The organism is Sulfitobacter sp. TBRI5 (assembly GCF_051013555.1).
Lineage (GTDB): Bacteria > Pseudomonadota > Alphaproteobacteria > Rhodobacterales > Rhodobacteraceae > JL08.
On the sequence record NZ_CP112884.1, the window covers coordinates 3,497,388 to 3,511,373 of the forward strand.

The 13,986-nt window shown below is 59.1% G+C and carries 9 protein-coding genes; 1 reads left to right on the forward strand and 8 read right to left on the reverse strand.

Annotated features, from left to right (window positions below; all coding sequences use genetic code 11):
- The first annotated feature begins 71 nt into the window (after nt 1-71).
- Nucleotides 72-1,424, forward strand: coding sequence for an MmgE/PrpD family protein (locus OLX72_RS17475; RefSeq protein WP_433989207.1), 1,353 nt, complete (start codon nt 72-74; stop codon nt 1,422-1,424).
- Between the two features lie 2 nt (nt 1,425-1,426).
- On the opposite strand, the gene uvrA is transcribed toward OLX72_RS17475, so the two are convergent.
- The 8 genes from uvrA to OLX72_RS17515 all read right to left on the reverse strand — a co-directional run bounded on the left by uvrA (nt 1,427) and on the right by OLX72_RS17515 (nt 13,929).
- Complete coding sequence (gene uvrA, locus OLX72_RS17480; protein WP_433989208.1) at nt 1,427-4,285, reverse strand: excinuclease ABC subunit UvrA; 2,859 nt, start codon at nt 4,283-4,285, stop codon at nt 1,427-1,429.
- Nucleotides 4,286-4,395: 110 nt separating this feature from the next.
- Entirely contained in the window at nt 4,396-4,956 is a 561-nt protein-coding gene (locus tag OLX72_RS17485; protein ID WP_433989209.1) for a class I SAM-dependent methyltransferase, read from the reverse strand.
- Nucleotides 4,957-4,982: 26 nt separating this feature from the next.
- On the reverse strand, nt 4,983-5,789 hold the full coding sequence (locus OLX72_RS17490) for a class I SAM-dependent methyltransferase (RefSeq protein WP_433989210.1): 807 nt from the start codon (nt 5,787-5,789) through the stop codon (nt 4,983-4,985).
- Nucleotides 5,790-5,858: 69 nt separating this feature from the next.
- Nucleotides 5,859-7,253, reverse strand: a complete 1,395-nt coding sequence (gene lpdA, locus OLX72_RS17495) for a dihydrolipoyl dehydrogenase (RefSeq protein ID WP_433989211.1) — start codon at nt 7,251-7,253, stop codon at nt 5,859-5,861.
- A 166-nt stretch (nt 7,254-7,419) separates the two neighbouring features.
- Nucleotides 7,420-8,004: a DUF924 family protein gene (locus tag OLX72_RS17500; RefSeq protein WP_433989212.1), complete on the reverse strand. Its 585-nt coding sequence runs from the start codon at nt 8,002-8,004 to the stop codon at nt 7,420-7,422.
- Between the two features lie 111 nt (nt 8,005-8,115).
- Entirely contained in the window at nt 8,116-9,381 is a 1,266-nt protein-coding gene (locus OLX72_RS17505; RefSeq protein ID WP_114869935.1) for an MFS transporter, read from the reverse strand.
- A gap of 111 nt (nt 9,382-9,492) precedes the next feature.
- Nucleotides 9,493-10,542, reverse strand: a complete 1,050-nt coding sequence (queA, locus tag OLX72_RS17510; RefSeq protein WP_433989213.1) for a tRNA preQ1(34) S-adenosylmethionine ribosyltransferase-isomerase QueA — start codon at nt 10,540-10,542, stop codon at nt 9,493-9,495.
- Nucleotides 10,543-10,551: 9 nt separating this feature from the next.
- Complete coding sequence (locus OLX72_RS17515) at nt 10,552-13,929, reverse strand: YhdP family protein (protein WP_433989214.1); 3,378 nt, start codon at nt 13,927-13,929, stop codon at nt 10,552-10,554.
- Nucleotides 13,930-13,986: the final 57 nt, after the last annotated feature.

The following is a 13,986-nucleotide window of genomic DNA, read 5'->3' on the forward strand; positions in this document are numbered from 1 at the left end:
CTGTCGGAAACAGGACATCCTGACCGCCTTTGTCGGATAGGATCACTCCAGTCGCAACTGACGGAGCGCCCATGTCCCTGCCCTTTCACCGATTTGCCGCCGATCTGAGATATGATGATCTGCCTGCCGATGTACTGCGCGTATTGCGCCGCAGTTTTACCGATACGATGGGGGTTGCCGCCGTGGGATCAACCACGGAACTGGCAGGTATCGCGCGCGCGGGGGCCTGTGCGCTGTTCGGCGCGGCCGGGGCCGGAGCGGCGCGCATGCTGATCAATGGCGCACCCGTCAGTCCCGCAGGGGCCGCGATGGCGGGGGCGTTTACCATCGACAGTGTTGACGCCCATGACGGCACATCGCCCTGCAAGGGGCATGCCGGGTCTGCGGTCTTTCCCGCGCTGCTGGCCGTGGCCGATGCCCGGACCGGTCAGGGCCGCGCGCTGGACGGCGCGGCGTTTGCCGCCCATCTGGCTGTTGCCTACGAAGTCAGTTATCGCGCGGGGTTGTCCCAGCACGCCACCTGCGCCGATTATCACACCTCGGGGGCCTGGACATCTGTCGGGGTGGCCACGGCGGTTGCACGGCAATTGGGCTGTGACGGCGAAACGATCCGGCATGCGGCGGGCATCGGCGAATATCACGGGCCACGCAGCCAGATGATGCGCTGCATCGACCATCCGACAATGCTGCGCGACGGTGTCGGCTGGGGCGCACCGTCAGGCGTGACGGCGGCCTATCTGGCGCAATCAGGGTTCACCGGCGCGCCGGCGCTGACCTGTGAAGGCGCAGAAGCTGCAAGGTTCTGGGCCGATCTTGGTACGAACTGGCGCCTTGTCGAAGATACCCATTACAAGCCTTACCCCTGCTGCCGCTGGGCGCACCCGTCGCTTGATGCGGCGCAGGCGCTGATGGCAGAACACGCGCTGCACCATTCGGACGTCGCCCGCGTGGATATCCGCACCTTTCACAACGCTACACGTCTTGCAGGCCGTACCCCGTCGACACCGGATGAATTTGCCTATTCCATTGCCTTTCCGGTCGCCACGATGATCGTGCGCGGCCAGGTCGGCGCGCGCGAACTGGACAGCGCCACCTTGCAGGATCCCGATATCCTGCGTGTTTCCAAAGCGACAAACCTGATTGATGATCCGGATCTGACACGGATCAGTGATGGCAAACGCTGGGCGCAGGTCAGCATCACGCTGCAGGACGGAACCCGCCTTGATGCCGCCCCGCGCACGCCGCGCGGCGACACCGATCTGCCGCTAAGCGACGCCGAGATTTCGCAGAAATATCATCTGTTTACCGATCCTGTGCTGGGACAGGCGCGTGCGGACGAGCTGGAACAGCTGAGCGGTGCGTTTGACAGCCTGAACGCTGCCGATTTCGCCCGCCTACTTGATCTGGCCCTCAGCGCGCCCTGATCCTATTCGGCGGCCACGCGTTTGGTCTTGAGCATCGGTTTCAGATACTGCCCGGTATAGCTGCGGGCCTCCTCGGCTACTTTTTCCGGTGTTCCGGTGGCAATCACCTCGCCTCCGCCATCGCCGCCCTCGGGACCGATATCTATCACCCAATCGGCGGTTTTAACCACATCCAGATTGTGTTCGATCACGATCACCGTGTTGCCCTGATCCACCAGTTCATGCAGCACTTCCAGCAGCTTGCGCACGTCTTCGAAATGCAGGCCGGTGGTGGGTTCATCCAGAATGTACAATGTCCGCCCGGTGGAGCGTTTGGACAGTTCCTTGGACAGTTTCACACGCTGCGCCTCGCCCCCTGACAGGGTTGTCGCCTGCTGGCCGACCTTGATATAGCCAAGCCCCACACGCATCAGCGCATCCATCTTTTCGCGGATCGACGGCACCGCCTGAAAAAATGTCTGCGCATCTTCGACCGTCATGTTCAGTACGTCGGCAATGCTTTTGCCTTTGAACTTGATTTCAAGTGTCTCGCGGTTGTAGCGCGCGCCTTTGCAGGTTTCACATTCGACATACACATCGGGCAGAAAGTGCATTTCGATCTTGATCACGCCATCGCCCTGGCATGCCTCACAGCGCCCGCCCTTGACGTTGAACGAAAACCGCCCCGGTTTGTAGCCGCGCGCCTTGGATTCCGGCAATCCGGCAAACCAGTCGCGGATCGGGGTAAAGGCGCCAGTATAGGTCGCGGGGTTGGATCGCGGTGTGCGGCCGATGGGGCGCTGGTCAATATCGATCACCTTGTCCAAGTGTTCCAGCCCCTGAATGGTTTCACAGGGTGCTGGCGTCTGGCGCGCGCCATTCAGGCGCATGCTGGCGGTCTTGAACAGCGTTTCAATCGTCAGCGTCGATTTTCCACCACCCGACACGCCGGTCACGCAGACAAATTTCGCCAGCGGGAATTCGGCAGTAACGTTTTTCAGGTTGTTGCCGGTGGCGTTCACCACTTTCAGCTTTTTCTTGTTGCCCTTGCGCCGGGCCTTCGGAACCGCAATTTCGCGCGCCCCTGTCAGGTATTGCCCCGTGATCGATGCGGCATCCGCCGCAATCGCCGCAGGTACCCCGTGGCTGACCACCCGACCACCATGCACCCCAGCACCCGGGCCGATATCAAACACATAATCCGCCTCGCGGATCGCTTCTTCGTCATGTTCGACCACGATCACGGTGTTGCCCTGATCGCGCAGGTTTTTCAGCGTTCCCAGCAGACGATCATTGTCGCGCTGATGCAGCCCGATACTAGGTTCATCCAGTACATATAAAACGCCGGTCAGTCCGGACCCGATCTGGCTGGCCAGCCGGATGCGCTGGCTTTCGCCGCCCGACAGGGTACCGCTGTTGCGGCTTAACGTCAGATATTCCAGCCCGACATTGTTCAGAAACCCCAACCGTTCGCGGATTTCCTTCAGGATCGCCTTTGCAATCTCGTTTTTCTGGACGCTCAGATGTTCGGGTACGGTTTTGCACCACTCGAACGCTTCACGGATTGACATCTGCACCACCTGCCCCACATGCAGGCCGGCAATCTTGACGGCCAGCGCTTCGGGACGCAGACGGAAGCCGCCGCAGGTGCCGCAGGACCGGTTGTTCTGGTAGCGTTCGAATTCTTCACGAATCCAGTTGCTGTCGGTTTCGCGATAGCGCCGCTCCATATTCGGAATCACGCCTTCAAAGACACGCGTCACCTTATAGACCCGACCGCCTTCATCATAGCGAAACGGGATTTCCTCGCCCCCCGAGCCATAGAGGAACACCTTTTGCACATGCGGGTCCAGATCCTTCCAGCGGGTGTTCTGGTTGAATTCGTAATGTTTGGCGATGGCTTCGATCGTTTGCAGAAAATAGGGCGATTTTCCCTTGCGCCACGGGGCCAGCGCCCCGTCATATATTTTCAGCGTCGCATCCGGCACGACCAGTCGTTCATCGAAAAACAGTTCCACGCCCAGCCCGTCGCAATCGGGGCACGCCCCGAACGGTGCGTTGAACGAAAACAGACGCGGTTCGATTTCGGGAATGGTGAACCCGCTGACCGGACAGGCGAATTTTTCCGAAAACGTATAGCGTTCGGGTTCGCCTTCGGTCGGGGCGGTTTCCAGAATGGCGATGCCGTCAGCCAGATCAAGCGCTGTACGCAGACTGTCGGCCAGACGGGTTTCCAACCCCTCGCGCACCACGATCCGATCCACGACAACGTCAATGTCATGACGGAATTTCTTGTCCAGCACCGGTGGTTCATCCAGTTCGTAGAACGCGCCATCCACCTTGACGCGCTGGAACCCCTGCTTGCGCAAGTCGATGAATTCCTTTCGATATTCACCTTTCCGGTCACGTATAATGGGGGCCAGAAGATAGGCGCGCGTGCCTTCCTCCATTGTCATGACACGGTCCACCATATCCTGCACCTGCTGCGCTTCGATCGGCAGACCGGTGGCGGGCGAATAAGGCGTGCCGACACGCGCAAACAGCAGGCGCATGTAGTCGTAAATCTCGGTCACGGTGCCTACGGTCGAACGCGGGTTTTTTGATGTGGTTTTCTGTTCAATCGAAATCGCGGGCGACAGGCCGCTGATGTGATCCACATCCGGCTTTTGCATCATGTCCAGAAACTGGCGCGCATAGGCCGACAGGGATTCCACATAGCGCCGCTGGCCTTCGGCATAGATCGTATCAAAGGCAAGGCTGGATTTGCCCGATCCCGACAATCCGGTGATTACAACCAACTGGTCGCGCGGAATATCCACATCGATGGATTTCAGGTTGTGTTCGCGCGCGCCGCGGACTTCGATGAATTTTTGCTCTGGCATGATCGCCCCCGTTAACGGGTTAGACATAGTTGAGTGCGCGGGATTCTCCAATGCTAAATTGAGAACAAAGTGCGAACCTGCGATTTCTCGCCCTGTCCCCAACCGCGCCGTCAGGTTTTTTGTGCAATCGCCCACGCACAGACCGGCATATGGGGATCATTCGCCAGACTGTCACTGCCCTTTTCGTATCGGGGCGGCCATTTTTGTTCCAGATTGCGCAGGGCAGCGTTGCGATTGCCCCATTGTTCGGCATGGATGGCGGTTTCTTCAAACCCGGCCTCGATCAGTAGATTGGTCAACCCGCGTGCCGACCATCGAGAATTATCGGTTGGCGCGCCGTGATAGGGGATGAAAAACGGCACGGCGAGCCAGAAATATCCCCCGTCGCGCAGCATGGTGCGTACATTCTGCGTGGCAGCATAGGGGCGATCCAGATGTTCCCAAACCTGATTGGCAAGGATCAGATCGAATTCCGGCGCTGTATCGGCTTCGGCGGGAAACGGTCCGGCGCAAATGTCATATTGGGGATAGCGGTATTGCCGATAGGATTTGAACGGAAACTGCCGCCCCCATTTGCCGGAAATCTCGGCAACATCAAGCTTTTCCGGCTCGAGCGCGCGAATGATCTCGCGGCTTGATTTCTGCATGACCACACGGTTGAGACTGACCAACTTGCTCTCCTGCTGTCTTGATCAGGTCAGGCCGATGCGCGGCGCGCGATCAGAACCGCGAACGGCAGGAAGCCGTACAAAGCGTTTACTTCGAGACGTCGGTGATATTCAGCAATCATCGCATCCAGCATCTGTTGTCCGATTAGGCCACGTTCAACCATCATCTTACCGCCCATTGCCACCCAGTTCATCGCACTAAGGCCTTCGCTGATCAATCGCGAGACAACGCGGAATGTTTCGATCTGAAATCCGGCCCCCGCCGTCAGTTCGCGCAACCGCCCGACCAGATGTTTGTCGGTCACGAAATTGTCCGCAAAATAAACGGCACAGGCATCCAGCGGATCACCCAGCGTGTTTCCGATTGATGTTTTTGAAAAATCGGCATCGCAAATCACAAGAACACCACCCGGTTTCAGAACCCGCGCCGCCTCGTCCAGCAGAATGCGCGGGTCGGGAACATGCGACAGCACAGTGTGCATCACCACGGTGTCGATACTTGCATCATCATGCGCCAGGGTTGCCCCTGTCGCCACTTCGAATTCCAGGTTGTCCGGGTTGTCGGGATGCGCGCGCGCATAGTCAATCAGACCGGGCGACAGATCGCTTGCGATCACCCGCCCGGAATTGGCATGACGCGCGATACGGCGCGCGATTGCCCCCGTTCCGGCGCCAACCTCAAGATGTATCCCGCCGGGTTGAAAACCGGCCTCGGCCAGATAGCCGTCGACAATGTCCTGCATGATCGGCTCTGCAGCGCGTGTTTCCAGCGCGTCGGCCACGGCCTTGATAAAGTCCGCGCCCCTTGCATCAACATCCTGAAACGGATCCGCCATTTTGTCCCCCCTTGCGATTGTCCCTGTCCGGACCAGTCCGGCATGGGTAGCACAAAACGGCAGGCGGTCCTACATGTGGATCACGCGGTCAAACGCATCCAGCACGCTTTCATGCATCATCTCAGACAGGGTCGGATGCGGGAATACAGTGTTCATCAGGTCTTCTTCGGTGGTTTCAAGCTGACGCCCGATCACATAGCCCTGGATCATTTCGGTCACTTCCGCGCCCACCATATGCGCGCCCAGCAATTCACCCGTCTTGGCATCGAACACGGTCTTGATCATGCCTTCGGCCTCGCCCAGGGCAATTGCCTTGCCGTTGCCGATAAAGGGAAAGCGGCCCACTTTGACGTCATAACCCAGTTCTTTGGCCTTGGCCTCGGAATACCCGACCGATGCCACTTGCGGGTGGCAATAAGTACAGCCCGCGATACTTTCGGGTTTGACCGGATGGGGATGCCCGCCAGCGATCAGTTCTGCAACCATCACGCCTTCGTGGCTGGCCTTGTGCGCCAGCCATGGTGCGCCGGCGATATCGCCGATGGCGTACAAACCCTCGACACCAGTGCGGCAGTATTCGTCGGTTACCACATGGGTGCGGTCGATTTTGACGCCCAAGGCTTCCAGCCCCAGATCCTCGACATTGCCAACAATGCCCACCGCCGAAATCACGGTGTCAAAGTCGTGCTTTTCCACTTTGCCGCCGGTTTCGATATGGGCTGTCACCTTACCCACGGCGCGATCCAACTGCTTGACCATGGTCTTTTCCATGATCTTCATGCCCTGTTTGACGAATGCTTTCTTGGCAAAGGCCGAAATCTCGGCATCTTCGACGGGCAGAATGCGATCCATCACCTCGACAACGGTCGTGTCGCAACCCAGCGTGTTGTAAAAACTGGCGAATTCGATGCCAATCGCTCCTGATCCGATAACCAGCAGTTTCTTCGGCATCCGGGGCGGTGTCAGCGCGGTGCGGTAGGTCCAGACCAGATCGCCATCCGCTTCAAGGCCCGGCAATTCGCGTGCCCGCGCACCGGTGGCCAGTATGATGTTCTTGGCTGTCAGCTCCTCACTGCCCTTTTCGGTCTTGACCGAAACCTTGCCCTTGGCCGCGATGGTCGCCACGCCCATGAAGGTTGTGATCTTGTTCTTTTTCATCAGATGGCCGATGCCGCCGGACAGTTGCGCCGCCACCCCGCGCGAACGTTTGACAACCGCATCCAGATCATAGTCGATGTTTTCCGCCTTCAGGCCGAATTCCTTGGCGCGATGCATCAGGTGGAACACTTCGGAACTGCGCAGCATCGCCTTGGTCGGGATACAGCCCCAGTTCAGGCAGATCCCGCCCATATTCTCGCGTTCGACGATGGCGACGTTCATGCCCAGTTGCGCGGCGCGAATGGCGGCAACATATCCTCCGGGGCCCGCCCCGATCACAATCAGATCAAATGATTTTGCGGCCATGATGCCCTCCGTTCGAAATTTAGTTTACCATTAAACTATCCGAACGCCCGCATCAATGCGCGCTATCCGCGACATAGTTGCAACCGCAATGCAGCGCCATTCCAGCGACTTCTTTTTGCCGAAAATACGGGAGAGCGACGGCACAATCATGCGCCGCCGGCGCCGTTCATCCGGCCTTTTTCATTTCCATCGCCCGCACCGTGTGACCGTATCCGCCCTGCTGGACGTAATCGGCCTCGCATGCGGTTTGTTTGCGCTCCAGCGCGGCATTGCGATAGGGAAAGCGGCCAAACTGGCGGATCACTTCGCGGTGCGCGCGGGCGTGCAGCATGTTGCCCGCACCGTATAGCGGCATCCGCTCTTTCATCAACCGGACACAGCGATCCTGATCGCACAGATTTTCCGAATGCATCAGGGGCATATAGAAAAACTGGCGGGCTGGTTCATCTATTTTCATGTCCCAGCCTTTGGATATCGCCGACTTGGCAACCGCAAGGGCGGCCCTGTCCGTGGCAAACGCCTTGGACGAACCGCGAAACATGTTGCGTGGAAACTGATCCGTCAGGATCACATAGGCCAGCGCCCCGCTGGGGTATGTCAGCCAGAGCGAATATCGCCCGTCCCGTGCCCCTTGCCAGACATCGCCAAATTTATCTGAAATGCGTCTGCCGAGCGTTTCGTCGGTATCATACCAACCGTCAGGACCAACATCATCTAACCAAAAACTCAATACTTCTTCCGGACCGACCATCAGGCTATCTCCATAGCTTTTGCTCCAGTACTTAAAAACGTTACATTCCTGTTAAACACGTTGGACAGTAACTTTTTATAACAGTTGAAACATTTGCAATAATCGCGACATTTAGGCCGCATTGTCGCTTTCTGCCTCTTCAATGGCCTCTTCGATGGCGGTTTCGATGGCCCATTCCTGTGCCACCGGCGATGTGGTCGGCGACATCTGGGTGTATCCGATGGTTTCATCAACAGGCACTGCGGGGCGCTGTGTCATGCGATACGCCGCATAAAGCGCCATCGCGACAAACAGCACGCCGGTGAACAGGTAAAACCCGCCCGGCCCGATCTGACCCATGATCCAGCCGGTGATCAGCGGGCCGGCAATTGCGCCCAGCCCGTTGATGAAAATAAGCCCGCCCGATGCGGCGGCCATGTCTTCGTGTTCCAGAAAGTCATTGGTGTGCGCGATCAGCAGCGAATAAAGTGGGTTGGACATGCCGCCGATCACAAACGCGGATGTTAGCAGCAATGTGAAATTCGCGCCCAGCATCATCCCCATGGTCGATCCGACCGCCCCGATTATCGAAACGATCATGATCAGTTTGCGGCGGTCCATGCGATCCGAAATCCAGCCAATCGGATATTGCGCGACAACCGATCCGACAAAGAACATCGCCACGAACATCGAGATTTGCGGCACGCTCAGTTTGGCTTCGGCCCCGTAGACCGGTGCCATGCCGAACTGCGCCGAAAATACCCCACCCAGCAAAAACATGCCCACACATCCAAGGGGCGAAATCTTCATGATTTCTTTCAGGCTCATCGGTTTTGTGGTGTCAAAGGCCGGCGTCGGGCTGATCGACAGCAGGATCGGCGCGAACGAGATAGAAATCAGCACCGACGGGATCACGAACAGGACAAAACCGGACGGGTCCGCTGTCAGCAACAGGCCTTGCGCGGCCACGATCCCTGCCGTTTGAACGATCATGTAAAGAGATAAGGCCTTGCCGCGGTTGTCATTGGTGGCCGCATTGTTCAGCCAGCTTTCAGCCGTGACATAGACGCCGGAAAAACAGAACCCGATCACAATGCGCCCGATGGACCAGGCGATGGGGTCGGCCAGTGTCGGATACAGGATCATCACGGCGGAAATGAACGATCCCAGCGCGGCAAACACACGCACGTGGCCAACACGGCGGATCATCCACGGAGCCATGCGCGACCCGCCCAGAAACCCGACAAAGTAAGCCGACATGACAAATGACATCTCAAGGGTTGAAAACCCTTCGATCTCGCCACGGATGCCCAACAGCGTGCCCTGCATGCCGTTGCCGACCATCAACAGGCCCATACCCAGTAAAAGCGCCCAGGAATTGGAAAGAACTTGCAACATAACCTGTCCGATACCGGTTTAAAGTGTGCCCTGCCCCCTAGTGCGCGACAGGACAGTGTGTGGGTTGGTCAGCAGCGACCTAAACGGGGGTGTAATCGCCGCAACTGGCCTTCACGGGATAAGAAGTGACGAATCCCCGTACGAAAAGAAACGATAGCCTTGCGATATGGCATGTTCATAGATGCGCGCAATCCGGTCTTGCCCCATCAGGGCGGAAACAAGCATCATCAGCGTGGATCGCGGCAAATGGAAATTGGTCATCAGCGCGTCGGTCACGCGAAACGCAAAGCCCGGATAGATGAAAATATCGGTGTCCCCCTGCCATTGTGCGACACTGCCGGTTTCGCGCGCCGCGCTTTCGATCAGGCGCAGCGCGGTGGTGCCCACCGGGATCACACGCCCCCCTGCCGTCTTGGTTTGCGCAATGGCTGCCGCGGCTTCTGCGCTGACCTGCCCCCATTCGGCGTGCATCTTGTGGGTGGTGACATCATCCACCTTGACCGGCAGAAAGGTTCCCGCCCCCACATGCAGCGTGACATAGGTCAAGCGCACCCCCATGTCCTGCAACTGCGCCAGCAAGGCCTGATCAAAGTGCAAGGATGCAGTCGGGGCTGCCACCGCTCCGACATTGCGGGCAAACACGGTCTGGTAATCGGTCTTGTCACGTTCATCAGCGGGGCGTTTGGCTGCGATGTAAGGGGGCAGCGGCATCGCTCCGGCGGCGGCAAGCGCGTGGTCGAAATCATCCCCCGAAAGGTTGAACTGCAACTGGCCCTGCCCGTCACCGGTGCCCGTCAAAGTGGCGGTCAGTCCAAGCGGAAATTCAATCGTTTCGCCAATGCGCACTTTTTTCAATGGCTTGATCAAAGCCGACCAAGTGCCGTCTGCCGCCGGCTCAAGCAACGTCACTTCGATGCGTGCCTTGGTCTGGCCCTGGGCGCTGTCCCGCTTTCGGGTGCCCGACAGACGCGCAGGAATCACCTTGGTGTCATTCAGAACCAGCAGATCACCCGCGCGCAGATATGTGCCCAGATCGTGCACCTGCGCATCCGTGATCCGGTCTCCGGATGCCACCAACAGCCGCGCGGATGTGCGCGGTGTGGCCGGACGGGTGGCAATCAGCGCATCGGGCAGATCAAAATCAAAATCAGACAGTTTCATACGCGCCTGCTAACGCCCCGGATCGTCATCTTCAACCGGTTCCGGCGCGGCGGGTTGTTCTGCGGCGATATTGGGCGCGGGGCTGCCATCCAGTGCCTCGACAACGGGGGGCGCCTTGCGAAACAGATTGCGGAACATGCCCGGTGTCAGCGCCGACAGCGGGTTCACCCAGACATCGGGCGACTGCGCATTGCCGCTGAGCGCATAGTTGAAACCGAAAACGCCTTCGCCCTTGCGGGTCAGGACGCTGCCGATCCCGTTCAGCAGATAGATTGGCGTGATGACACCCTGCATATCCATCGAATTGCTGTCCAGCGCATAAATCCCGTCCAGCGACAGCCCCATGGACGGGCCAACAGCAGACCCGGAGGTGACGATGATCTGTGAAGGCGTGAGGCGGAATTGTGCGTCTACTTCGCTGAAGTGGATGCCCTGCCCGCCCAGTTGTTCCAGCAATCCGACAACCGACATCGCGTTCAGCAATTCGGCCATCACCGGCGCGTCCTTGATGCGGATGCCGGTCACGCGCAGTGATCCGTCAAAGGTTCCGGCCTCTCCGACCGGCATCAGCGTCAGCGAAAGATCGCCGTCACGTGCCTGTTTCAGAAAACCGGCAGACCGGAACACCCCGCCGGCGTCTGTGCTGGTCAGGCGCATCGCCGTCCGCCCGTTCTGGGGAACAAGCTGCCCGGCCACTTCAGTGCCGCCATTCAATTTGCCGACAAATCTGCCATCCATCCCGCGCGTTGTGTCAAACCCGCCGCGAAAGTCTGTCAGCGTGATCGCGTCGTTGATTTGCAACCGGTCCAGCGTCAGCGAAAGGTCGCCCGATTCAGCACCCGATGGCGCGCCGAAATCGGCACGGCGCAGATCAACACTTCCCCCGCCAAGGTCGATATCGGGCGGGGTGCCGACGCCCTTGCCCGTCAATACCACGGGCGCATCCAGCCAATCGTCGATCTTCACGCTGGTAAACGATGCGCTGTCCATGCCGCCGCCATCCCGCAACGTGATGCGCCCCGTCGCGGACAGGCCGTTTGCATTAATCGCGATCCGTGACACATCGGCCTGTTTGCCTAACACGGCTGCCAGTTCGAACGATCCGCTTTGCGACGGGGATTTGCGCCAGTTGATCTGCGGAATGGACAGCCCGATGCCTTGCAGTGTGGATCGCAAATCAAGTGTCGGCGGCTGATCAGGGATCAGACCCACGCGGATGGTTGCCAGCCCCGCACCGGTCACAGCCCCTTGCGGCAGGCCGATGTTGAATTCGTCGATGGTTTGTTCGGACAATTCCACGGTTCCGGTAAAGGTGCTGCCTGCGCCGGGTCCGGCCCCGATGGGTTGTTGCCATGTGCCGTCAAAGGCCACTGCGCCGATCCGGCCGGGACCGGACACTGCAACCGAAGCGTTGTCCGCGACGATCTTCAACGCATCCGAGGCCAGAACCCGCTCGGGAATAAGCGTGGTGCTGCGCACCGAGGATACCACGCCGGTTGCATTGTATTGCACGTCTTCCGGATGCAGCCCTTTGCGCAAAGGCAGGGCCAGCGTACCTTGCAGTTCCGCGCGCCCGTCCGCGATTGTCGCGGGCAGCTTCGCCTTGGTCATCACGTTCAACGGATCACTGTCCAGCAAGGACAAGGCGGCAGTAACAGTGCTGGAAAGTTGCAGTTTGACCACCGCAGGCGCGCCGGGTTTGATTGTCATGTCCGGCACGATGAAAGACGTGCCCGCAACATCGATCCGCCCGCCCTGATCAGCCTGCACAAATCCGCTGTCAGCCACCAGTGTAAAGCGGTTGCCCAGAATATTGGCATGTCCCGCCGCATCACGGATCGGCGGCATGGTTTTGACAAAGCGGATATCGGCCTGATCAAAATCGAAATTCAGATGCACCAGCGGGCGGGTGCCGGGCTTGGCGCGCAACGACAGGTCGATGTTGGACAAATCCCCGGCCAAAAGGTTGTTTTCCAACCAGGTGCGGGTTTTGTCACCGACTGTACGGGGCCACAGTTCCAGCAGGCGGTCGGGCGAAACGGCATCCAACGCGCCTTCAAGTGCCAGTTCCCAGCCACGCTGATCAGCAGCCAGATCCCCCCACAACCGCAAAGACCGGCCCCGATCAGACACGAACGCCTCGCCCAGGGTCAGTTCGAACGGATCAAGGCGCAGCCGCAAATCCATGCGCGCCTTGTCGATGCTCACCGGGGTTTTATAAAGGGCGGCGGGGTTTGCCACCAATTCGGACAGATCGAACTGGGCCACCATTTCTTCCAGCTGGCCATTGCGTACACCCAGAAGTGTGGCGACCCCTTCGGCGCGCCCTGTCACCCATTTGCTTTGAACCGACAATTCATCAAACCGGATGGTTTCGCTGGCGGCGTCATAGATAAAGTAGGTGCGCGCCGCATCGAAAGGGATTGGTTGGGTTTGGTCGTTGGGCTGAACAACGCCGGTTGCGATTTGCAGCGTGGCATTCAAAGGCCCCAATCGCCCGTCAGGCAACACCTGCCCGCGCAGCGCCCCTGAAATCGGGGCTCGCAAAACATCAAGCCACGCAAAAGCCGGCCCTTGCGCGGCAATATCACCCGCATCAACATTGGTGATTGTCGCGCCGAACTGCGCCTCGATATCACCGATGCGACTGTCGTAGTTCACGGCCAGCGTCGCGGCCTCGGCCCCGCCGCTGAGCAGTGCAAAATCGCCCGACAGGCGCAGATCATCGGCGTTCCGGTCCATTTGCAGGCGTCCGCCATCGACCGTCCATGCGCGTGCATTGCGCACGTCTTCATAGCGCAATGTCAGCGCGCGCAAATCCACGTTGACCAATGCGCGCAATGCTGGCAGCGTCAGCACGCTGTCCAGTTGTTCGATCAGTTGCCCCAGATTGGAGGCCTGCCGCGCCGGAACAACGTTCTGCCCAAGTGACAGCGTAATGCGCCCATCTTCTCCCCGACGCAAATTGGCTGTCACGCCATTTACGGTGATACGCTTGGGTTGAACCTGACCCTCCAGCAGCGGCCGCATCGCTAGGCTGGCGGTCAGATCGGCGACACTGGCAATCGGCGCACCGGATGCATCCTGAAACCGCACATCGCGCAAACGCACGCTGGGGCGCCATCCGCGTTCAACCGTCAGAACCATCTCACCAAAGCCGACCGACAGGCCGGGAACCTGCGTTGTTATGCGGGTCTGAACACGGTCGCGCAGCCAGTCGGGCGCAGTGATCGGGCGCCCTGTCAGTCCGACAAACAGCACCACCGCCATCATCGGCACCACAACGAAACTCAGCAAAGACCAAAGGCCCATGCCGCGGCGCCGCCGCTTGGGGCGGGCCGGATGCGGCGGTGCGCTATCGGTTTCGTGCGGCGTCGGGGATGTCATGTCTTTATTCTTGTCCGCCGCGCCCTAATATGAAACTCACTTTTTCTCAGCCTTATG